The sequence below is a fragment of the Brevibacterium sp. MGP-B1 genome (genome assembly GCF_057766545.1).
The window spans coordinates 760,889-783,176 of sequence record NZ_CM173407.1; the positions used below are offsets into that span (position 1 = coordinate 760,889).

19 protein-coding genes are annotated in these 22,288 nt (G+C 67.0%); 8 read left to right on the plus strand and 11 right to left on the minus strand.

What is annotated here, in order from left to right; all coding sequences use genetic code 11:
• The first annotated feature begins 283 nt into the window (after positions 1 to 283).
• Positions 284 to 1,603 carry a mannose-6-phosphate isomerase, class I gene (gene manA, locus AC3CD9_RS03460; protein ID WP_488366307.1) on the plus strand — a complete coding sequence of 440 codons (1,320 nt, stop codon included), beginning with the start codon at positions 284 to 286 and terminating at the stop codon, positions 1,601 to 1,603.
• A 439-nt stretch (positions 1,604 to 2,042) separates the two neighbouring features.
• Here the strand turns inward: manA and AC3CD9_RS03465 are convergent, their stop codons facing one another.
• From AC3CD9_RS03465 to AC3CD9_RS03480, 4 genes are read right to left on the minus strand one after another with little or no spacing between them, the layout of a single operon-like run.
• Positions 2,043 to 2,705, minus strand: a complete 663-nt coding sequence (locus AC3CD9_RS03465; RefSeq protein ID WP_101546544.1) for a CoA transferase subunit B — start codon at positions 2,703 to 2,705, stop codon at positions 2,043 to 2,045.
• 12 nt (positions 2,706 to 2,717) lie between these two features.
• A complete protein-coding gene (locus AC3CD9_RS03470) occupies positions 2,718 to 3,488 on the minus strand; it encodes a CoA transferase subunit A (RefSeq protein WP_488366309.1) in 771 nt (256 codons plus the stop codon).
• Positions 3,476 to 4,168, minus strand: a complete 693-nt coding sequence (locus tag AC3CD9_RS03475; protein ID WP_488366310.1) for a hypothetical protein — start codon at positions 4,166 to 4,168, stop codon at positions 3,476 to 3,478. The genes AC3CD9_RS03470 and AC3CD9_RS03475 overlap by 13 nt, the downstream gene beginning before the upstream one ends.
• 44 nt (positions 4,169 to 4,212) lie before the next feature.
• Complete coding sequence (locus AC3CD9_RS03480; protein ID WP_488366311.1) at positions 4,213 to 5,340, minus strand: coenzyme F420-0:L-glutamate ligase; 1,128 nt, start codon at positions 5,338 to 5,340, stop codon at positions 4,213 to 4,215.
• A 349-nt stretch (positions 5,341 to 5,689) separates the two neighbouring features.
• Here AC3CD9_RS03480 and AC3CD9_RS03485 point away from each other — a divergent pair, with 349 nt between their 5' ends.
• From AC3CD9_RS03485 to AC3CD9_RS03495, 3 genes are read left to right on the plus strand one after another with little or no spacing between them, the layout of a single operon-like run.
• Complete coding sequence (locus AC3CD9_RS03485; RefSeq protein WP_488366313.1) at positions 5,690 to 6,130, plus strand: WhiB family transcriptional regulator; 441 nt, start codon at positions 5,690 to 5,692, stop codon at positions 6,128 to 6,130.
• On the plus strand, positions 6,127 to 9,228 hold the full coding sequence (locus AC3CD9_RS03490; protein ID WP_488366314.1) for a glycosyltransferase family protein: 3,102 nt from the start codon (positions 6,127 to 6,129) through the stop codon (positions 9,226 to 9,228). Before AC3CD9_RS03485 ends, AC3CD9_RS03490 begins: the two co-directional genes overlap by 4 nt.
• Positions 9,225 to 10,682: a DUF5719 family protein gene (locus tag AC3CD9_RS03495; RefSeq protein WP_488366315.1), complete on the plus strand. Its 1,458-nt coding sequence runs from the start codon at positions 9,225 to 9,227 to the stop codon at positions 10,680 to 10,682. The genes AC3CD9_RS03490 and AC3CD9_RS03495 overlap by 4 nt, the downstream gene beginning before the upstream one ends.
• A gap of 37 nt (positions 10,683 to 10,719) precedes the next feature.
• Here AC3CD9_RS03495 and AC3CD9_RS03500 read toward each other — a convergent pair whose 3' ends face one another.
• Positions 10,720 to 11,082 carry a metallopeptidase family protein gene (locus AC3CD9_RS03500; protein ID WP_488366316.1) on the minus strand — a complete coding sequence of 121 codons (363 nt, stop codon included), beginning with the start codon at positions 11,080 to 11,082 and terminating at the stop codon, positions 10,720 to 10,722.
• Positions 11,083 to 11,170: 88 nt separating this feature from the next.
• Here AC3CD9_RS03500 and AC3CD9_RS03505 point away from each other — a divergent pair, with 88 nt between their 5' ends.
• The 3 genes from AC3CD9_RS03505 to ahcY all read left to right on the plus strand — a co-directional run bounded on the left by AC3CD9_RS03505 (position 11,171) and on the right by ahcY (position 14,640).
• A complete protein-coding gene (locus AC3CD9_RS03505; protein ID WP_216656773.1) occupies positions 11,171 to 11,527 on the plus strand; it encodes a DUF3499 domain-containing protein in 357 nt (118 codons plus the stop codon).
• Complete coding sequence (locus tag AC3CD9_RS03510) at positions 11,524 to 13,008, plus strand: phosphohexomutase domain-containing protein (protein WP_488366317.1); 1,485 nt, start codon at positions 11,524 to 11,526, stop codon at positions 13,006 to 13,008. The genes AC3CD9_RS03505 and AC3CD9_RS03510 overlap by 4 nt, the downstream gene beginning before the upstream one ends.
• A 171-nt stretch (positions 13,009 to 13,179) precedes the next feature.
• The gene (gene ahcY / locus AC3CD9_RS03515; RefSeq protein ID WP_488366318.1) at positions 13,180 to 14,640 is read left to right on the plus strand and encodes an adenosylhomocysteinase; all 1,461 of its coding nucleotides are present in this window, start codon (positions 13,180 to 13,182) and stop codon (positions 14,638 to 14,640) included.
• A gap of 167 nt (positions 14,641 to 14,807) precedes the next feature.
• On the opposite strand, the gene AC3CD9_RS03520 is transcribed toward ahcY, so the two are convergent.
• Entirely contained in the window at positions 14,808 to 15,632 is an 825-nt protein-coding gene (locus AC3CD9_RS03520) for an RDD family protein (RefSeq protein WP_488366319.1), read from the minus strand.
• Positions 15,633 to 15,745: 113 nt separating this feature from the next.
• Here AC3CD9_RS03520 and AC3CD9_RS03525 point away from each other — a divergent pair, with 113 nt between their 5' ends.
• The gene (locus tag AC3CD9_RS03525; protein ID WP_488366321.1) at positions 15,746 to 16,744 is read left to right on the plus strand and encodes a stage II sporulation protein M; all 999 of its coding nucleotides are present in this window, start codon (positions 15,746 to 15,748) and stop codon (positions 16,742 to 16,744) included.
• A gap of 12 nt (positions 16,745 to 16,756) precedes the next feature.
• On the opposite strand, the gene AC3CD9_RS03530 is transcribed toward AC3CD9_RS03525, so the two are convergent.
• The 5 genes from AC3CD9_RS03530 to AC3CD9_RS03550 are packed head-to-tail and all read right to left on the minus strand — an operon-like array spanning position 16,757 to position 22,147.
• Positions 16,757 to 18,043, minus strand: a complete 1,287-nt coding sequence (locus AC3CD9_RS03530) for a DUF58 domain-containing protein (protein WP_488366322.1) — start codon at positions 18,041 to 18,043, stop codon at positions 16,757 to 16,759.
• On the minus strand, positions 18,044 to 19,120 hold the full coding sequence (locus AC3CD9_RS03535; protein WP_488366323.1) for an AAA family ATPase: 1,077 nt from the start codon (positions 19,118 to 19,120) through the stop codon (positions 18,044 to 18,046).
• Positions 19,117 to 20,376 (minus strand): DUF4350 domain-containing protein, encoded by a 1,260-nt coding sequence (locus tag AC3CD9_RS03540; RefSeq protein ID WP_488366324.1) that lies wholly within the window; start codon positions 20,374 to 20,376, stop codon positions 19,117 to 19,119. The genes AC3CD9_RS03535 and AC3CD9_RS03540 overlap by 4 nt, the downstream gene beginning before the upstream one ends.
• Entirely contained in the window at positions 20,373 to 21,101 is a 729-nt protein-coding gene (locus AC3CD9_RS03545; protein WP_488366325.1) for a DUF4129 domain-containing protein, read from the minus strand. Before AC3CD9_RS03545 ends, AC3CD9_RS03540 begins: the two co-directional genes overlap by 4 nt.
• Positions 21,098 to 22,147 carry a DUF7847 domain-containing protein gene (locus AC3CD9_RS03550; protein WP_488366326.1) on the minus strand — a complete coding sequence of 350 codons (1,050 nt, stop codon included), beginning with the start codon at positions 22,145 to 22,147 and terminating at the stop codon, positions 21,098 to 21,100. The genes AC3CD9_RS03545 and AC3CD9_RS03550 overlap by 4 nt, the downstream gene beginning before the upstream one ends.
• Between the last annotated feature and the right edge of the window lie 141 nt (positions 22,148 to 22,288).

The following is a 22,288-nucleotide window of genomic DNA, read 5'->3' on the forward strand; positions in this document are numbered from 1 at the left end:
GCATCGAGGACAGGGCGTACAGCGCCTGCCGGCCAGTGCCCCGAGGACGATCCCATTGTGGATCTCCCTCGGGGCACTGTCTGGTTTCCCAGACGATTCAGGACGCGGCAGTGACCGGGCCATATGTATCTGCGCAGGTGACAAGCGGTGAATAGATTGTGACTTCGGCTGAACAGTGAGTGAAGTGCCGACCCCGGCCACGACGGCGGGGCTAGGCTGGACTGAGCACAACCGAAAATCACCGGATGTGAATCCGACTCGATCCTGTCAAAGGGGGCCCGCAGTGCATCGTCTGCACAACACGGTCAAGAAGTTCGAATGGGGCAGCACCGACGCGATTCCCGCGATCCTCGGCACAGTCCCGGACGGCACCCCCTGCGCGGAACTCTGGCTCGGAGCCCACCCGGTCAGCCCCTCTCGACTCGATGTCGGGCACACGCGGGCTCAGGCTCCGCTGGAACAGCAGAACCGCCTCGGCGGGCAGCAGACGACGGGCGGCGTGGCGACCGAGGCCGAGCCTCGGCTCGGACCCAACCTCATCGAGTACCTGGCGGGGGACCCTGAAGGTCTGCTCGGCCATGACTCCCTCGAGTCCTTCGGAGCGCGACTGCCGTTCCTGCTCAAAGTGCTCTCGGCGAGCAAGGCCCTGTCGATCCAGGTGCACCCGAACCGCGAACAGGCCCGGGCCGGATTCGCCGCCGAGGAAGCGGCCGGACCGGCACTGGACGCTCCCGACCGGAACTTCAAAGACGCCTCGGCGAAACCGGAGCTCATCTACGCCCTCACCGACTTCCACGCGCTCACGGGATTCCGCCCGCGCAAGGCAGTGCGAGCGACGTTCGAACGGATGCTCTCCCAGCCGCTGACTCCGCCGTCCTTGGACGTGCTCGGAGCGATCATCGCAGCGCTGAAGTCCTTCAGCGAGTCCAAGGCGCTGTCTCGAGCAGTCGAAATCATCCTCAGCGATCCGCGGACACCCGGGCTCGTCGACGAGGTGGCCGCCCACGGAATCGACGAACTGCCGGTCGGACACATCAGCAGGTCAGGCAGTGCGGTCGATCCGGCGCAGACGTTCTGCGAACTCGTTACCGACTATCCCCATGACCCCGGTGCGCTGGTCGGACTCATGCTCAACCGGGTTCACCTGCAGCCGGGTGAAGCGCTGACCATGGACGCCGGAGTGCTGCATGCCTACCTCTTCGGCACAGGCATCGAGATCATGGCCTCGAGCGACAACGTCGTGCGCGGCGGGCTGACCTCGAAGCACATCGACATCGAACAGCTGTCGAAGATCACGGACTTCCACGCCGGTGCACCTAGGATGGTCGAACCCGATCACTCGGGAATGCTGCTGGGGCCCACCGATGATTTCGCACTGCAGGCACTGCGGTGCCCACGCATGACGACGGTGGAACGGCGCGGTGCTGCGATAGTGCTGTGCACCGCGGGAACTGTCACACTCAGCTCGCTCGGCTCGACGCTCACCCTCGAACGTGGGCAGAGCGCGTTCATCGCGGCCAACGAACCGACGGTGACGGCCGATGGCCACGGCGACTTGTTCGTGGCGACCACCGGACTGAACTCCGGAGCTGCCGGGCGCTGAGCACGCGCTGTCCGCCACCACCGGCGGCTGAGCTCGTCTGCTCAACTCACCCCTGCGAATCTTACCCACCCCTGCGAACCGGTGTGCAGGGCCGCTGCAGAGTGATTGTTGGGTCGATCCGCGGTGATTTCTTCAACGTCACCACCGTGGATCGACCAGACAATCTGCGTTTCCAACGGTGTCGAGCAACGTCCGACGCCTCGGGTGGGCGAATCCGGTGTTCGGAGTCGGTCGACGCCAGCGCGTGGGCGGTCAAGACTGCGGTCGACGCCAGCGCGTGGGCGGTCAAGACTGCGGTGCGCCGGCGGCAGAACACAGAACAGTGGTCACGTTCGGATACTTCTGAGCGATCAGAGCATCCGAACGTGACCACTGTTCGATCACCGAGTGTCCTCGTTCGGACACTTCACGCGTGGGGCCCGGGCTGGTCGCCTGGAACTCAGGCGGCGACCTCGATGGTGGGGACGTCCTCGGGGACGATCACCTCGGCGCCGGTCTTCTCCTTGACTTCGTCGACGGTCACGCCCGGGGCGAGTTCGACGAGGGTGAACGCGTCACCGCTGACGTCGAGGACGGCGATATCGGTGATGATGCGCTCGACGACGCCCTTTCCGGTCAGCGGCAGTTCGCACGACTTCAGCAGTTTGTGCGAACCGTCCTTGGCGACGTGGTCCATGATGACGATGACGCGCTGGGCACCGTGCACGAGGTCCATCGCGCCGCCCATGCCCTTGACCATCTTGCCCGGGATCATCCAGTTCGCGATGTCTCCGTTCGTGGCCACCTGCATGGCGCCGAGGATCGCGGCGTTGATCTTGCCGCCGCGGATCATCCCGAAGCTCGCCGCAGAGTCGAAGTACGCGGCGCCCGGGTTCATCGTGACGATCTCCTTGCCCGCGTTGATGAGGTCGGGGTCGATCTCATCCTCGGTCGGGTACGGGCCGACGCCGAGCAGGCCGTTCTCCGACTGGAGCACGAGGTGGACACCCTCGGGCAGGAAGTTCGGCACCAGGGTCGGCATGCCGATGCCGAGGTTGACGTAGCTGCCGTCTTCGAGTTCCTGGGCGGCACGGGCCGCCATCTGATTGCGTGTCAATGACATTTCTGTGTCTCCTCAGGCTTCTCGTACGGTGCGCTTCTCGATGGGCTTGTCTGCCACCTGTTCGGGCGTCAGCGGCACCACGCGGTGAACGAAGACGCCTGGCACGTGGACCATGTCCGGATCGATCTCGCCGGGTTCGACGAGCTTTTCGACTTCGGCGATGGTGATGCGAGCCGACTGTGCGGCCGGGGGATTGAAGTTCCGCGCCGAGGAGTGGAAGACGAGGTTGCCGTGCCGGTCACCCATCGCGGCACGCACAAGTGCGTAGTCGGGAGCCAAGGACTTCTCGAGGACGTATTCCTTCTCTTCTCCGAAGGTGTCGAAGACCTTCGTCTCCTTGGCCGGAGATTCCTTGACGACGTTGCCGTCCGCGTCGTACTTCCAGGGCATGCCGCCCTCGGCGACCTGCGTCCCAGCGCCCGTGATGGTGAAGAAGCCCGGGATGCCGGCGCCTCCTGCCCGCAGCTTCTCCGCCAGGGTGCCCTGCGGGGTGAGTTCAACCTCGAGTTCACCGGAGAGGTACTGACGGGCGAATTCCTTGTTCTCGCCGACATACGAGGCGATGATGCGGCGGAGTCGTCCGTCGGCGAGCAGGATGCCCAGTCCGCGGCCGTCGACGCCGGCGTTGTTCGAGATCACCTCGAGGTCTTTGGCTCCCTGGTCCTGGAGGGCCCGAATGAGGAATTCGGGCACGCCCACGACACCGAAGCCGCCCACGGCGATCGATGATCCATCTGCAATGTCGGCCACCGCTGCTGCGGGGGTATCAACTACTTTGTCCATGTGCCCAGTGTGCCATGGACCACTCCCAGCCCGGCGGCCAGGTCCGTGATGCGAGCGTCGTCGACTCTGCTGGTGAGCAGGACCTCACCACCGCCGAGGAGGTGCTGCAGAAAGCGCGGCCATTCGCCCGGCAGCGGGGTCGAGTTCGAGGCGAGCAGTCCCTGCGGACGGGCGGCGTCGGTCGACTCGGAACTCGTCCAGTCGATGGCCTGACCGTCCACTTCGAGGATTCCCGAAGCGTCGAGGCGGCGTGCAGTGACATCGGGGTAGGCGCGGATGGCGGAATTGACGTCGATGAAGTCGGTATCGACCGGGGTGCTCAGTGCCAGGGCCGGGGGATTGAAGACGAAGACCTCGTCGGCGTCGGCCACCTGGTCATCATCCTCGTGGCCGAAGGGAACGAGGGCCATGAAGTCCTCGTCCGGTGCCGCGTTCGCGATGACGACGCGGCCCCCGGCCAGCAGGACGCTGAGGACAGCGACGAGTTCGCGCCAGTGCAGCCCCTCCGGCAGGGGAGCGAAGAGAGTGAAGTCCGGTCCGAGGTCGTAGTCGCCGAAGAGCCCGACTCCCTTATTCACCCAGTTCGAGACGACCGGGCCGGTGAGGTCGAGTCGTTCGAAATCGGGTCCGCGCCAGATGAGGACGGGCCCACCGGTGCGCGCGATGACTGAGAGATCCATATCCGCTTCCATGTTCGTGTTTCGAGGGCAGTCTGCCGGGAGGGTCAGGGAACGATGAGGCCGATGTCGATCGTCACCCCGCGGGGGAAGGCCCCGAGCTCACCATCGACCCAGTGATAGCGCGTTGAGGCGCTGAGATCCTCGGCGAAGAGGGCTGTATGGAGGCGTTCGACGAGCGATCCGAGCCCGACCATCGCCTCGAGCAGGGGCGGTCCGCCCGACTGAGCGGTCGCCGGCGAGTCAGAGGGGCTGAGCGTGATCCGCGATCCCGACCCCTCGATGCGCATCCGCCATGCCGCATGGCCGGGAGTCCGCGACTGCCCGGCGCGGACGACGCGGATCGCCCGAGACACCCTTTCGAGGATGTCGTCGCTGTTGTCGCCGGCAGGGGCGCTGCCGGGCAGGTCGGTGACTCCCAGACCGCGCTGAATGGCTTCGACATGGCCGTGTCGGAACCAGTCCTCGCCGAGGTCGCGGGAGAGTGCACGGGCGCCTTCGCGGCCGTTGTCGAGGTATCCGCCGGCTCCGCGGACCAACGCCATGGGCAGTCCGCGGGAGGAGCCCTTGACCAAGTCGGCGGCCGCTGCGATCTCATCGGCGATCGCGCGCACCGTCACGGTCTGGACGCGCCCGTCGTCGTCGGGGCGACCGCGCTGGTCGTCGAGACCGGAGAAGCCGGACAGGCCGATGGCGATATCGCCGACCCCGACCCGCCACGGCCGTGAACTCGTATCCGAGATGACCAGACCGATGCGCACCTCGAAAGCCTGCTCGACCCGTCGGCGCAGGCCGTCGGCGGACCGATCGCTGTCGAGCGGGTGGAGGATGACGGCACCGCCGGAGTTCGACTGGTCGAGACCCGCTGCTGCCTGAACGGTGCCCGCCGGGGTGCGCACGATCTGCACGGTGGTGCCGGAGCGATAGGAGCGTTCAGCGACCAGGTGGGTGCCGGTCTCCGCGACGAGCTCCTCGAATTCGGCACGATCCGACACCGCGCGCAGGCGTCCCTCGGCCTTGGAGACGACTTTCGAGGCGACGACGAGGATATCGCCGTCCTTGAGGTCGATGCGGTTGCGCCGGAGGGCGTTGATGAGGATCGCGGAGAGGTCGGAACCCGACGCGATCTCTTCCTCGACGGGAGGTGCGTAGACGGTGAGCAGACGGTCATTCATGCCAAGCCACCGGTGATTCCACTCTCATCTCTCCATAATCCCATTGTGGGTGCCCACTTTCTAAATTCTCCAGATTTGCTCAGGCGAATCCCACAGGTTGTGCCCTATGGCTGGGCCGTGACCTATATATGGGGTTCCGGGCGCGTGTGCATGTGAACGCGTGTTCGAATAGCGTCTCACGGGGTGTCTCGATACTCCATAAGGGCTTGACGGGGCGGTAATGACACGCGTGTAATTTATACCTAAGGGGAACGCGCCGAGCAGGGATCCTTCAGGATTCGACCGTACATCGGACTGATCGCCTCAGTCACGGTACTGGACCTGCTCGAGCGTGAGAAAGGGGAAAACCGTGCAAAGTGCACAGAGAGAATGGCGGGAGAGAGAAGATTTCACCGCCGGACCGGGAGTCACCTCCCGCCGTGCCGAAGACTGGTTCATCGAACCGGGAGCACGTACACCTGAGACGCTGCCGGATCCGCTGGCCGTCGATCCGAGTGATCTGACGCCGCTGCCGCCGGACAACTCCGCCGTCTCTCCGCTGTCCCTGCTCCTGGGAGCCGCAGACGACGGTGAACTGTCCTGGCAGGACCAGGCCCTCTGCGCTCAGACCGACCCCGAGGCGTTCTTCCCGGAGAAGGGCGGATCGACTCGTGAAGCCAAGCGGGTCTGCGCCTCCTGCGACGTCCGTTCCGAATGCCTCGAATATGCTCTCGCCAACGATGAGCGCTTCGGCATCTGGGGCGGAATGTCCGAACGCGAACGCCGCCGGCTCAAGAAAAAGGTCGTGTGAGTCAAGCCGTCACCATCGTCGTCGTCTCCGGCGACGATGCCAGCAAGGTCGAGCTCGAATCAGCTCTTCGTCCGCACTACCCCGAGATCCCCGTGGTGGATCTCGGGGGGCGGACGGTCCGCGAAGCCGGTGAGATGCCGGAGATCGCGGAGTCGGATTTCCTGTGGTTCCTCACCCCTGACTCCCGTCCCGAACCAGACTGCCTCGATGAGCTGCTCGACGCCATCGGGGAGACGGAATCCATCGCCGCCGTCGGGCCGAAGCTCATATGCTCCGGCCGCATCGTCTCCGCCGGAGTGAGCACCACCTCGGCGGGGGAGCGTTTCAACCCCGTCGGCTCCGGGGAGATCGACCAGGGCCAGCGCGACAGTCAGATCGAAACTCTGGGTCTCGATCTGCCGGGCCTGCTCATGGCCACCACCGAACTCGAGCGCATCGGGGCACCCTCCCGTGTGCTCGGTCCCGCCTACTCCGGTCTCGAATACTCCCGTCGTCTGCGCGACCTCGGCGCCCGCGTGCTGCTGGCCCCGCGTGCGCGGATGGAGATCTCAGCTCCGTCCGCTGCCCGGCTCGGCTCCTCGCCCCACCCACCGAGGTCGAAGACCCAGATCCGGACGGAGCAGCGCTACCGTCTCAGCCTCGCCGGTCAGGGGCTGGTCTCACTGTTCTGCCTCCTTGCTCTCGGCCACCTCGGCCGCATCATCGGCGGGCTGCTGTCGAATAGCTTCCGTCCTGCCGGGTGGCACCTCGGTGCGCTCATCGGCCTTCCCGCAGATGTGTCGACCACCGCCCCGCTGAGACGCGCCAACGCCCGTCGCAACCGTGTGGCCAGACGATCGAACACCGGACATGTCGCCGCGCTCTACGCCGATGACGAAGAACTCGCCGTTCAACGCCGGACGATGAGCGGCGAGAGCGACGGCTCTCGTCCGGCTGAGGTTCCCACCGGCGGCCCCGACGCCGATGCCGAACTCAACCCGGTCGGCGACACCGAAGAGGCCATCGACTCCTTCTCCCGTCTGGAGATCTCCGGCGGTTCCAGTCTGCTGCGTGCACCCCTGACCTATGTGATCCTCGCCGCCGTGGTGATGAGCGGGGTCATCAGCTTCCGACTCTTCGGCCCCGGCCACCTCGACGGCGGCGCCCTGGGCTCGACCGACATCGGCCTCGGTGAGATCGTCGACCGTCTCCTCGGACGTCACCTCGACGTCTCGACCGGTGCGGCGGTGCCGGCCGACCCCTACCACCTTGTCCTCGGTGTGCTCTCCCTCCTCTTCTTCGGCCATGTCGATGTCATGGTCCGCTCCCTGCTGTTGGCCGCACCGATCCTGGCCGCCATCACCGCCTACGCGGGCGCGGGGAGTGTGCTGGCGCGGCGGTGGGTGCGCGGCTTCGCCGCACTGCTGTGGATCGCTTCTCCGCTGTTCACGGCCGCATTGTCGGACGGCCGCCTCGGTGTGCTCCTCGTCTGGATCTGTGCCCCGCTGGCGGTGCTGACTCTGCGCCGCAGCCTGACGACCGGATCGATCGCTGCGGCAGCCGGCACCGGCCTGCTGCTGTTCGTCATCACCGCAGGCATTCCACTGCTCCTGCTGGTCACGGTCCTCGGCACAGCGGTGCTTCTCGTGGCAGGTCGCGGCCTGCGCCATCTGTGGCTGCTCGCCCCGACCGTGTTCCTGGGCTGGCCGTGGCTGTGGGCCGTCGTCCGCGAGCCGGGAACTCTTCTCACGATGCCCGGACAGACCACGGCCACCGAGTCCGCGCCGACCTATCTGCTTGCCGTCGGGTTCCCCGCTCCGCTCGACATGTCCTGGCTGACGAAGCTGATCTCTGATCTCGGCTTCGGCGGGGTCTCTGCCGGCACCCTCGAACTCTGGGCGCCGGTCCTGATGCTGCCGATGCTCATCCTGGCCTTCTTCACCCTCATCGAAGCCCGGCTCGAACTCTCCCGCCTGACCTGGGCGGTCGGACTTTACGTCGGCGGTCTCATCCTCGCCGCGATCCAGGTGCACCTGCCGGCGGAGACGGGACCGTTCCACCTCATCGCCTCATACCCCGCAGCGGGACTGACCCTGGTCAGCCTGGGGTCGATCCTGCTGCTATCCCTCGGCGCCGACCGCACCGTCGGTCGCCGCCCCGGGCGCAGCCGAGATGCCGGTTCGTCGTCTGCGAAGAGTGCGGCCAAGGGAGTCTCCGCGGCTTCCGGTCGGCTGCCGATGCGCGGCCTTGTCGGGCTCGTGACCGTAGCGGCTATCGGGCTCATCGCCATCGGCGCCGGCCGGGCCACGTCCTCGCCCGAGGCGGTCACCGCGACCTCCGACAGCAACGTCCCCGCGCTGGCCGCTGACCGCGCAGCGGGGGAGACCCAAGCGCGCACCCTCCGCTTGGACAATGTCGACGGAGAGGTTCTGGCCACCCTCATCGCCTCGGCCGACGGCACGGTGCTGGGCACCTCGACGGTGGCCTCGGCAGAAACCGTCGGAGGGTGGCCGTGGCAGCGCCGCCCGCTGCCGATCACCCCCGATCAGGTGCTCGTGGCTCAGGCCGCGTCCGCGCTCTCGGCCGATGACGCCGGTGACCTCGGCAGCATCCTCGGCGAACTCGGAGTCGATTTCGTCCTCGTCGGCCCCGAGGCCGGCAGCCTGACCAACTCGGTATCCGTCTCCGAGGGCCTCCTTCCTGTCGGACCCACCTCGTCGGGACAGCTGTGGCGCGTCGACAAACCCTACAGCGGCCGTTTCCTCATCCGCGACGCCGAAGGCCAGGTGTCCACGGCGGCGATGAAAGGCACCACGGCGACGGTGCCGGCCGGTCAGGAGGGGCGTACCTTGACCATCGCCGATGCCGCGCACGGCATCACCGCGAGCATCGACGGCGAGCCGCTGCCGCAGCCGAAGCCCGGCGAAGAGGCGCGGGCAAGCGAATTCGACCTCCCTGCAGCCGGGGGAACGGTCGAGATCTCGCTGAACTCACCCCTCTACCCGATCGGTGTCACCGTCGGATGGGTGCTCGGACTGCTCAGCCTCATCGTCGCCATCCCCTTCGGCCGGGCGGGAAATGTGACGCGGAAGACCGGCCGTGAGGAGCCGCAGGCATGAAGCACCAGCGCAGCATCGTCACCTTCACGGCCATCGCCGTGCCCGGGGTGCTCGTGGCCATGACCTCGTTCCTCACCCCGCTGACCCCCGGCACGCTGGACCGCAGTCCGGAACAGGTGCGCATGCCCACCGCGGACACCCGCGTCGTCTGTCCCGGCCCCCTGCTCACATCAGGAGAAGCCGAAGGCACCGACGCCGAATTCGTCGACGATTCTAAGGTCTCGACCCGTGTCGTCTCCGCCTCCGCACCGATCGGCGCCGCAGACGGATCGACCTCCTCGGCTCGTCTCCAGGTCGCCGATCTCGGCGGTTCGATCGACTTCGACAATCCCTCCGGCCAGGGCTTCGTCTCCGGCGACGACAGCATCGACTCGACGAAGCTCGTCACCGGTTTCGCCCGTCCTGGGGCTCCGGCCCTGACAACCGGCCTCGAAACCGTCGAAGGCAGCTCCGGTGACCTCACGGGCCTCGCCACCCTCACCTGCGCCCAGGCATCGAGCAGCTTCCGGATCGTCGCCGGATCCGGAGCCACCGGCTCGAACTCGCAGCTGCTGCTGAGCAACCCGGGAGACGTTCCCGTCCAGGCGAAGGTTGCGCTCATGACCCCGGGCGGCGAATCCGCTGAGCCGACCGAACTCAGCATCAAGGCCGGTCAGCAGCGTGCCGTCCCACTGGGCGGTCTGGCAGGAGGGGCCGAGGCCCTCGCCGTCGATGTCACCGTCGACGGCGGAGTCCTGGCCGGTTCCGTCCAGGAGACCGTTCTCGACGGACTCAAACCGCAGGGCATCGACCTCGCTGCCGGCGGGGCAGGGGCCGATCGCCAGCAGGTGCTCACCGGGCTCAGCGGCAAGGACGCGCGAGTCCGGGTCGCGAACCCGAGCAGCGACCTCGCCGAGGTATCGCTGAAAGCGTACGGGCCGGACGGAGAGATCGACATTCCCCGTTCCTCGATGACCGTTGTCGGTCGCGGTGTCGCCGAGGCCGATCTCGGGGACCTCGACGCCACGAGCCTCGTCGTCGAATCCTCTCAGCGCGTCCAGGCCGGAGCCTTCATCGGCAAAGACGGTGAGAAGGGAGCCGCCGACTTCGGCAGCATCCCGTCGACCGACTCCCTCGCGGAGACCCAGATTCTGGCGCTTCCTCGCACCGGCGAGTCCTCCCTGAACCTCTCTCCCGGTCAGGGACAGGTGCAGGTGCAGGGAATGCTCGACGACGGTTCGCTGACCGATCCTCAATCGATCGACCTCAACCCGACGGGAACGACCGTGCTCAATCCGAGCGACGTCTCCGAGGAGTCGGTGCGCGCACTCGTCCTCAAAGGATCCCAAGCCTCGGGCTCACAGGCCGATGGGGTGCATGCGACCCTCGTCGTGACCACCGAGGACGGAATCTCCACGGTCGTCCCGGCGCCTGCCCCGGCAGGTGTGGCCTATCGGGATATCCGGCTCGGCTGAGGTCTCACGAACCAGGTTCCTGCGGTGACTGCGGATCTCAGGTGTGACGGAGGATATCGACCTGGTCCGCCACCACCTCGGCGATGAGCGCATCCCGGGCGTCACTGCCGGCATGATCTTCAATCACCCGCCGATAGAGGACGATATGGGTGGGACGGTCCCCGGCCGCCGGGAACACACGGCCGAAGCTCGGTTCGGTCGAACTCGCCGGTGGGACGGAATCGACGGCCAGCACCACCTCGGCGAGGAGGACGGGTTCGTGCCTGCGCATGCGGGCGAACTCGGCGGCCGCGACCTTCGCAAAACTCTCCGCCCGACTCAGCCGCGCGGGCACCTCGGCCCGGTGCAGCGGAGACCGCAGACCCCGCCCATGTCGGTCGCGATGTCGCCTTGGTCTCATAGCACTTCATTCTACGTGCGGTGCCGCCGTGCCTGAGCGAAGCGGCGGGGTGCGGCGTGTAGAGTGTGGGACTGTGTCAGCCGTGAGAATGTGTTCAAAAGTCAGCTGTTCGCGCCCCGCCGCCGCCACCATGACGTACGTGCACGCCGACGCGACCGTCGTCATCGGACCTCTGGGCAGGCGCGCCGAACCGGGCGCTCATGACCTGTGCGCCGAACATGCGGCGAAGCTGACCCCGCCCGTGGATTGGCAGCTCATCCGCATCGACTCCGGGCAGGCCCCACCCGAACGCAGCCATGACGACCTGCTGGCGATCGCCGACGCCGTCCGCGAGGCCGCCGATCGCGCCGATCAGACCCCGGCCCGGAACGCACCGGGACCGGCCGACGATCCGGCCGCTTCGGGACGTCGACACGGTCACCTGCGCATCATCGGCGACTCATGAGCCACCGCGAGCCGGACCCGACCCGAATCGAACCCGCACAGCAGATCCTGATCGACTCCGAACTCGGACGAGCCCGGACGGCTGCCCTCGACGCCGCCGTCGGAGCCTATGACATCCGCGGTCGCATTCCCGACCAGCTCGACGAGGACATCCTGTTCGCCCTCGGTTGGGCGACGGCCCGCGCCATGGCAGAGATCCACACCGCCGCCGAGGTGGTCATCGGCCACGATATGCGCCCGAGCTCTCCCGGATTCGCCCACTCCTTCGCCGCGGGAGTCGAGGCTGCCGGCTCGACGGCCGTCCTGCTGGGGCTGTGCTCGACCGATCAGCTCTACTTCGCCTCAGGAATCTTCGATCTGCCCGGCGCCATGATCACGGCCAGCCACAACCCCGCCGACTACAACGGGATCAAGATCTGCGGACCTCGCGCCGCCGGAGTCAGCCTGGCCTCCGGACTCTCGCGAGTCAGCGAACTCGCGATCACCGCACCGCAGAGAGACGGCCGAACCATCGCCGAAGATGAGACTGCCGCATCCCGGATGCGTGAGCAGTACGCGGCACGGATCCGCGAACTCACCCACGTCGATGAGGTCACCGGACTGTCGATCGTGCTCGACGCCGGAAACGGCATGGCCGGGCGCCTCCTCGGGGAGGTCTTCGGCACGGACGCGGGAACCGCCTCGGTGCCCTTCGACGTCATCGGCCTCTTCACCGAACTCGACGGGACCTTCCCCAACCACGAGGCGAACCCGCTCAAACCCGAGAACCTCGTCGACGCGGCGCGCGCTGTCGTCGACAACGGCGCCGATCTCGGACTCGTCTTCGACGGGGATGCCGACCGCTGTTTCTTCATCGACGAGACGGGCGCGACGATGTCGGCCTCGGCCGTCGGCGCACTCGTCGCCGAACGCGAGATCGCACGGGCCCGGGCACTCGGCGACGACCGACCCACCGTCATCCACAATCTCATCACCTCCCGCAGCGTGGCCGAGACGATCACCGCCGCCGGGGGACACGCACTGCGGTCGAAGGTCGGCCATTCGGGAATCAAGACGCTCATGCGCGAAACCGGAGCCGTCTTCGCCTGCGAACACTCCGCGCACTTCTACTTCGACGAGTTCTTCGGGGCGGACTCGGGAATGCTCGCCGCCTGTCACCTCATCGCCGCTCTCGCCGAGTCACGCGCTCCCGCCTCCCGACTGGTCGCCGACTATGACCGGTTCGTGCAGTCGGGGGAGATCAACTTCACCGTCGCCGACCCCGACGCTGTGCTCGCCGACTTCGCCGCGCATGCCGGAGACTTCCCAGAGAACACCGTCGACGACCTCGACGGCATCGGCCTGCAGGGTGCGGACTGGTGGGTGAACCTGCGCAAGTCCAATACCGAACCCCTCGTCCGACTCAACGTCGAAGCCGCCGATTCGGCGCAGGTGGACGCGCTCACCCGCCGGGTCACGGACTTCGTCAACGATCACGCCTGAAGCCGGATCGACGGCAGCCGGTTCTCTGCTTCCGTTTCTCGGCAGTAGGGCAGTATGGATATGGCCTCTCGCTGACAGTCGTCGCTGTCCGCAGAACGAGCATGACGCGACAAGCCGCCTGCCCGGCAATAGACTCGAAGCCGATCAGACAGCCCGCCGTATGGAGGTACCGTGCTCGATTCCACTGACTTCAAGGTCGCCGATCTCAGCTTGGCCGAGGCCGGCCGACATCAGATCCGCCTCGCCGAAAGGGAGATGCCGGGCCTCATGGCGCTGCGTGAGGAATACGCCTCGACGGCACCGCTGGCCGGGGCCCGCATCGCCGGCAGCCTGCACATGACCGTGCAGACGGCTGTCCTCATCGAGACCCTCGTCGCACTCGGTGCAGACGTTCGGTGGGCCAGCTGCAATATCTTCTCCACTCAGGACGAGGCCGCAGCGGCCGTCGTCGTCGGCTCCGGCACTCCCGAGGCCCCGGCCGGCGTCCCCGTCTTCGCATGGAAGGGCGAGACCCTCGAAGAGTACTGGTGGGCCGCGGACAAGATCTTCGACTTCGCGGACGGACCGAACCTCATCCTCGACGATGGCGGTGACGCCACCATGTACGTGCTCAAGGGCACCGAATTCGAAGCCGCTGGGGGAGTGCCCACCGCCGGCGCCGAGGACTCGGAGGAGTTCAAGGTCCTGCTTAAGCAGATCGCCGCCTCCATCGAGTTGGCCCCTGGACGCTTCGCCCGTCTGGCCGCCGGAATCAAGGGCGTGAGCGAGGAGACGACGACGGGAGTCAACCGCCTCTACCGCCTCGCTGAACAGGGGACCCTGCCGTTCCCTGCCATCAACGTCAACGATTCGGTGACGAAATCGAAGTTCGACAATCGCTACGGCATCCGCCATTCGCTGCCCGATGGACTCAACCGTGCCACCGACGTCCTCATCGGCGGAAAGATCGCCGTCGTCATCGGCTACGGCGACGTCGGCAAGGGGGCCGCCGAGGCGCTGCGCGGGCAGGGTGCGCGCGTCATCGTGACCGAGGTCGATCCGATCTGTGCGCTGCAGGCGACGATGGACGGCTACCAGGTCGACCTCCTCGCCGAGGTGGCTCCCCAGGCCGACATCATCATCACCACGACCGGAAACACCCGGGTCCTCGACGTCGACGTGCTGCAGACGCTCAAACCCGGCGCAATCGTCGGCAACGTCGGCCACTTCGACGAGGAGATCGATCTGGCAGGGCTGTCCCGCCTGCCCGGAGTGGAGAAGATCGAGATCAAACCGCAGGTCCACGAGTGGAGCGTGCCCGTGCCCGCCGAGGCGGGACTCGGTCGCGACCGCACGGACTTCCTCGTCCTCTCCGAAGGGCGCCTGCTCAACCTGGGCAACGCCACCGGCCATCCGTCGTTCGTGATGAGTGCGTCATTCAGCAATCAGGTGCTCGCCCAGATCGAGCTGTGGCACGCTCATGATGACTACGGCAACTCGGTGCACCGGCTGGCGAAGGAACTCGACGAGAAGGTGGCGCGCCTCCATCTGCCGGCGCTCGGGGCGAAGCTGTCCGAACTGAGCAAGGAACAGGCCGAGTACATCGGCGTCGACGTGGCAGGACCGTTCAAACCCGAGCACTACCGGTACTGATCGAGCACTACCGGTACTGATCGAGCACTACCCGTCCGGTCCGGCGGCGGAGCGGGCGAACCCGGTCGAGGTCGAGCTCCGCTCCGCCGACCGAGGGCAGTCGAGCCGCGTCGTCAGCGGCGAACAGTCGAGCCGCGTCGCCGACCGCGGGCAGTCAGACTGCGTCGTCAGCGGCGGGTGAGGCTGAGGCCGTGCGGGAGCGTGTCGACTGCGGACCGGAAAGCGTCCGCACGGTCGCTCCGACGGCGCTGTTTCTCGACTTCGGCGATGCGCTGCCGATGGATGACCGCGGACAGGAACTGTTCGGGAAACGTTCCCTCCGGCGGGGCCGGAGCCACATAGGGATTGAGCTCGGTGGCGAGCTCGATCGCTCGCTGCCACCTCGACTCCGCACCGAGCTGGGGCGCCATGGCGAGGAAGGCGACGATGCGCCGATGCAGACCATCGGGGATCGCTGTCACGTCGGTGCTGTTCAACCATTCGTGCAGATGAGGGGCCACATGGTTATGCATGGGCGGCAGAGGTCGGCTGCGTTCGCTGACGGCGATGGTCCCTGCCAGATAGTCGCCGAGGCGCTTGGCCTGCGGTGAGAGCAGACCGGACAGAGCCGCGATGCCGCCGCCGCTGGACACGATCTCGAACGGCCACAGCAGAGCGCGGATGAAGGAATGGCGCAGCCGCACCGCACCGCCGTCGTCGCGAACCACGCGCAGTCCGAGGATGAGCTTGCCCAGCGAACGACCGTGGCTGAGCACTTCGACGAGCATCGGCAGCAGCACGAACACGAAGATCGTCATCACGGTCATGAGTGAGCCGAGGAGCAGTCCGTTGAGATCGAGCACCTTGAGCATGAGCCAGAACATGGCGATGAGCAGACCGATATTCACCAGCGAGTAGACGATGTAGTCGATGAGACAGCTCAATGCCCGCGCCGCGAGAGCGGCCGGTTGGACATTGAGTTCGACGGCTTCACCGGTGATCAGAGTACTCACCCGACCATCGTGTCATATTGCCGCGTTCGGAGGTGGTCGTTTCGCCGAGAGCTTGCCGTGTGCCTCTCGCTGAATCGGAGGTGCCGAGGCGTCGTCTCCGATAGGGTGGAGGGATGGATCCGAACCTGCTGGCCCAGCTGCACGGCGATGACTGGCTGGAGCTCTCGGCATTGGCGAAGAAGAACACGCTGACACCCGAGCAGACGACCCGTTTCCTCGAGCTCTACCGGACTGCGTCGAAGGATCTGTCGCGGATCACGACGGTGGCCCCCGACTCTCTCGAGGCCGCTCGGCTCTCGTCGATCGTCCACCGCTCCCGCAACCATCTCTCGTCCGTGCCCAGCGGAGGACTGTCGGGGCTCGCACGGTTCTTCGTCATCAGTCTGCCGCTGTCGCTGTACCGGCTGCGGTGGGACTTCGTCATCGTGGCTGCCGGATTCCTCGCCGTCGCCGTTCTGTCGGGCATCTGGGCGGGAACGCACCCGGAAGTGCTCGAGACCTTCGGGGATCGAGAGTTCCGACGGCAGTTCGCCGAACATGATTTCGTCGACTACTACAAAGAGAACCCGAACGGCTTCTTCGCCGTCGGCGTGTGGACGAACAACGCGTGGATCGCCGTCCAGTTCGTCCTCCTCGGCATCACCGGCGGATATGTCATCGTCGGACTGTTCTCGAATGCCGTCAACGTCGGCTTCTCCGGGGCGATGATGTTCGAGTTCGACCGGGCCTCCGACTTCTTCCTCTACATCCTTCCGCACGGGATCCCGGAGATCAGCTGCATCATCCTCGCCGCTGCCGCGGGTCTGCGTCTCTTCTTCGCCTGGGTGGTGCCGGGCCCCAGGCTGCGCCGTGACAAGCTCGCGGCCGAGGCTCGGTCGCTGCTCGTCGTCGCCGGTGGTCTCGTGCTGCTGCTGTTCGGTTCGGGGCTCATCGAGGGCTTCGTGACTCCGAATCCGATTCCGCCGGCGGTCAAGATCGCCATCGGAGTCGCCTATACCGCGGCGGTCGTCGTCTACGCGTGGTACTTCGGCAAGCGCGCCGCCGCAGCCGGACTCAGTGCCGATCTCGACGAGCATCAGGCCGGATACTCGGTCATCTCCACCGACCGCTGATCGGGGTCGCGGTCACAGTCCGCCGGTGACCTTGAGTCGGATGTAGAGATCGGCCAACGCTCCGGGAAGCTTCTCCGGCAGAGCCTGGACGGAGGAGATGCCGAGCCCGCGCAGCCGAGACTGCAGTGACGCCGTCGCGAGCCTCTCGGCCTCGGCGGCCGCCGCCGTATAGACGTCGTCGACGTCGCCGCGCCGGGCAGCCAGGTCCTCAAGTGCGGGATCTTCGACTCCGGCGACGACGACCCTGTGGTGAGTCGTGAGAGTCGGCAGCACGGGCAGGATGTCCTCGGCGATTGTCGCCTCGTCGAGCTGAGTGACCAAGACGACGAGCGCCTGCTGCCGGGAGGTCTGCAGAACCGCAGCGGCGATCGACTCCCAGTTCGCCTCGTAGAGCTCCGGGTACACGGGCGTCAGCGCCACCGACAGGTCATGGACCGGATCGTGAGCCCGATGGCTCGACGCGACGGCCCGCACCCGGGCATCGGCGACGATGACATCGACCCGATCGCCGGCACCTGTGGCCAGAGCCGTCAGCAGCAGCGACGCCTCGAGAGCGGCGTCGAAGACCGTTCCCTCACCACAGCGGCGAGCAGCGAACCGGGAGGAATCGACGACGATGACGACGCGACGATCTTTCTCCGGCCGCCAGGTCTTGACCACGAGGTTCTGCGCGCGGGCGCTGGCCCGCCAGTCGATCGACCGGACATCGTCACCGTCGACATAGTCGCGCAGCGAATCGAATTCCGTACCCATTCCGCGGATCATCACCGCCGACCGACCCTCGAGCTCCCGCAGCTTCTGCGTCTTCGACGGCAGCTCCCGCCGGGACACGAAAGGCGGCAGAACACGCACAGAGGCGGGAACATCGATGCTCTTCTGCCGATGGATCAGCCCGAGCCCGCTGCGACTGCGCACGGTCACCAGATCGCCGGGCAGTGCGCCTCGTCGCGACGGCTCCAGCTCGGTGATCACCTCTGTCTGCTCGCCCGGTTCCAGCACGTGACGAGAACGGGTCTCGACCGCCCCGGCACTCGGTGCCCAGGCGTCGCGGACGTGGAGGCGCAGCCGGCGGTTGGTCCCATTGACGAGAGTCAGCGTGCTGTGGGTGCTGTCGCCGAGGCGGACCATCGGTCCCGGTGTGCGCTGAACTTCCAAACCGTGGATCCGGGGGACGATAAAGAAGTCGAGGACCGCTGCCAGGACGATCACCCCGGCCACGATCAGGGCCGTCGGCCAGGTGGGCACCAGCATGACGGGCACGAGGCCGAGAAGGGTGAGCAGGAACAGTCGGGTGGTCATTCAGCGGGGCACTTCGGTCGTGGCGATGATCGAATCGAGGACCTGACCGACGTCCAGACCGTCCATCTGCGCCTCGGGGCGCAGGATGACCCGGTGTGACAGCGACATATGGGCCAGGGCCTTGACGTCATCGGGGGTGACATAGTGGCGACCGCTCAGCCAGGCATGAGCGCGGGCGGCTCCGAGCACCCTCGTCGCCCCGCGAGGTGAGACGCCCAGGGCCAGGGACGGGGTCTGGCGGGTGGCGCGGGCGAGGTCGACGATATAGGTGATGATCTGCGGGGCGATGTAGATCTTCGCGATGGCTTCGCGGGCCCGACCGATGAGTTCGGCATCGGCGACCGGACGCAGACCTGCCGCGGCCAGGGATCCGGCGTCGAAGCCCCGGGCATGACGGTCGAGGATCTCGAATTCGTGATCCCGCTCGGGCAGGTCGAGGACGAGCTTGAAGAGGAACCGGTCGAGCTGAGCCTCCGGGAGCGGATAGGTGCCTTCGTATTCGACGGGGTTCTGGGTGGCTGCGACGAGGAACGGTTCGGGCAGCTTCCGTGAGCGTCCCCCGACGGACACCTGATGCTCCTCCATCGCCTCGAGCAGGGCCGACTGGGTCTTCGGCGGGGTGCGGTTGATCTCATCGGCGATGAGGATGTTCGTGAACACCGGGCCGGGACGGAATGAGAAGTCCGAGGCGGACGCGTCGTAGACCAGCGAACCGGTGACATCGCTGGGCATGAGGTCGGGAGTGAACTGCACACGGGAGCTGTCCAGGCTGACCGCGGCGGCGAAGCTGCGCACGAGCAGAGTCTTCGCCACACCGGGAACCCCTTCGAGAAGCACGTGACCTTGGCACAGCAGTGCGATGAGCATTCCCGTCACTGCCTGGTCCTGGCCGACGACGGCCTTGGCGATCTCGGTGCGCACACCGGTGAACGCCTCCCGGAGCGGGTCCGGCTCAGCCTGCGCGCTGTCCGCGGCGGGGGTCTGCGGCGCGACCAGCTCCTGGGGTCGTGGTGCGGCCGGAGGCTGAGAGGCAACCGGTTCCTGAGGATTCGTGGGGCCCTGGGGCGGCTGGGTCATGGGATCTCACTTTCGATCTGGGTGAGCTGATGGACGAGTTCGGTGAGTTCGGCGTCGGTGTGCGCCGACGCGGAGACGAAGACATGGTGAAGTCGGCCCGGATCGGCCCCGGTGACTGCTGCGATGCGAGTGATGATGTCGGGGGTCCGGGCATCGGGGCTGAGACCAAGTCGTTTGGCGATGCGCAGCAGAGCTCCGGCCCGCAGAGTGTGCAGAGCCCCGTCGCGATCGTGGCTGCGTGAGCTCAGGGCCGCCCGGCCGTGCACGGTCTCGACAGCCGGCACGATGACCGGCAGACGTTCGAGAGCCAGCGGCCCGAACCGGCGCCCGATGACGAGCAGCAGGACGAGCACGCAGGGGGCCAGCCACAGGATTCCGGCGAGGAACCAGCCGGGCACGAAATCGATCGTCGACGGAGGCGACTGCTCCTGTCCCGAACCGTCGACGGTCGGATAGTAGACGACGAGGTTCTGCGTCTGGGACAGCTGCGAGAGCACGAGGGAGGCGTTGCCTTCTTCGTCGATGGTCTCATTGGTCACCCAGTCGGGGTTGCCGAGCACGGTCAGCGGCACGGAACCGCCCGAATCGGTGACGAACTGTCCGCGCGCAGACCCGGGGGCCACCTCGGTGCCGTCGATCTCAGCGACCCCGGGGCCGGTGAACGGGTAGCAGGCGGTGATCCCCTCGGTGCCCTTCTTCGCCTCCGCGTATTCGACCTCGCCGGTGGTCACGGCACCGGCGCTGCGGGCGATCGGTGAGTCGCAGGACGGTGCGGACGTGGCCTCCGGATCGGCCAATGGGCTGAGGTTGTCGTTGACGGTGATCCGGTCGGTGAACTCCGACACAGTCGGACCGGGATCGACGAGGACGAGCCGGTTGCCGTGGGTGCGCAGAGCGTACTCGAGGCCGGCGATGTCCCCGGGTGACAGAGCCGCGGTGTTCGCGGGAATGAGCAGGGTGGTGCCGGGTCGGGCGGCGGCCGAGCGGGCCTGCTCCTGATCCTCCGTGGTGGTGACATCGACGTCATGGGCGCGCAGGGTCTCGACGAGGGCCTTCGTGCCGGTGCGCTCCGTCGAGTCATAGTGCAGGGGCTCTGCGGACTCCTCGTCGCCGGTCAGCAGCACGAGCACGATCACGGTGACGAGGATGACGAAGGCCGCGACGATCCATACCGCAGCCGACCGCAGCCGAGCGCGCAGCGGAACCCGCGAGGTCGACCGGGTGCCGCGGGCGGCGACATCCAACTGTGCGCTCATACAGCTGCCTCCCGGCGGACCGGCAGTGCGCTCAGCGTCCGGTCGAGTGCGCACAGATCCGCATAGACCTCGCCGAGGCTGCGGTCGGCACGCGTCTTCGCCGCGGTCGCCTCCCCGTAGCGGAGGTCGTTGAAGACCTCGGCCACCCAGTGGACGGCGGGTCCGTGCTCGGGCAGGGCCGCCTCGGTGGAACGGGCGATCTCACTCGCAGTGGCCGAGGACTCGAGCGAGACGATCTGCTTGACGGACAGGACCGCGAAGATCGCACGGGATTCGTCGATGACCGCGGTCTCGAAGTCCCCGGCCTGCGCGGCCCGGGCCGCGCTCTCGCGCCACGGGCCCGGTTCGGGCTGGGAGACTACAGGATCGAATGCGGACAGCGGGACGCCGACACGGCGGAATCCGGCCCGACGCACGCGCCAGACGATGAAGGCGACGATCGCGGCGAGGCCGAGGACGACGACGATGAGCAGCCACGGGGAGTTCGCGCCCAAGGCGGCATTGACGAGCGAATCCCACAGGGAGGACAGCCACCGGCCGATCCGTTCCAAGGGGGTGAGGTCGTTGGCGGCGTATTCCGGTTTCGAGAGTTCGTGCTCGACCCATTCGCGGCCGGTGTCCCGGTCGATGTTCGCCGAGGCGACGCGAAGCTGTGCCGCGCCCGGCAGGGAGGATGCGGCGGTGTGGAGGTGGCCGGCCGCCTCGGTGATGGGGGAGAGGATCATCGGTCCTCCTCGGCGCGGATGAGGACGAGGTCGAGCCCCTCCGAGCGCATCTGCTGATCGAAGAAGCAGACCGTGACCAGGCAGGCGAAATAGGCGAAGAGGACGGCGGAGGAGATGAGCGTGAGCGCGAGCAGCAGACCCACTGAGACGATGGCGATGGCCGCCTGCGCCGTCGTCGACTCGGTGGTCGTCGTCATGCCGACGCCCAGGAGCACCGAGATGATGAAGACGATCGGGGTGATAATGAGCTGGACGAGCTGATTGGACAGGAAGTAGCCGAGCGCCAGCTGCCCGAGCATCCGCCAGAAGCCGCGTCCGGTCAGTTTCCAGGAACGACGGATTCCGGCACGGACGCCCAGGTCCTCGACCGCGATCGCCGAACCCAGGAACGCCAGGCGCAGGTTGACCCAGATGAGCGCGACGAACCACAGCAGGGCGGCCAATGCGGCCCAGACGAAGGCGAGGATCGCCGAATCGGCGCCCAGGAACAGCAGCGTCGGGGCGGTGAGGGCCAGCAGCAGGCCGAGGTTGATCCCACTCATCAGCAGGGTGGCCAGGACGAGGCGCCAGCGGCGACCGGACAGGGACTTCCACGCCATCGACAGGGTCGTCCTGCGGGCGCCGAAGGAGGCGCGGGTGCCGGTGGCGATGATGCCGGAGAGCAGATGGGCCAAACCGAGGCTGAGTAGGCTCAAGGCCACCGAACCCAGCTGGGCCAGGGCGATGAAACCGGAGGCGGCATCCTCATTGCCGCTGAGGTCGTTGAAGAACGGCAGGAACTGCACTGCGATGAGGGCGCCGATCGCGGCGAGCAGCAGGCTCCAGAGGGAGAAGACGATGAGAGAAGAGCCGATGGACAGAGTCGGGACGAAACGCAGCAGGCGGAATCCCGAATCCAGTGCCTCGATGAAAGTCAGCGGACGTTTGGGCAGGAGACCACGTGGGGGAGGCGGCTGCCAGCCGCGGGAGGGCGGGGACGGTGAACGCCGCTGCCACCGGCCGGTGTGCCAGTCGACCTCCGAGGTCCATGCATTCGTCTGTCCCATCACGCCAATCCTGCCATGATTCGCCGGCGAGTGCCGAGAGGCCTCCCTGTCGGATTCGGTGCGCGTCGGCTCTGTCGGTCCTTGCCGTCGGGGCACGGCCCGGGGGGAGGTTCGGGGGTGGTCTGAGGGACTGTCGGGAGG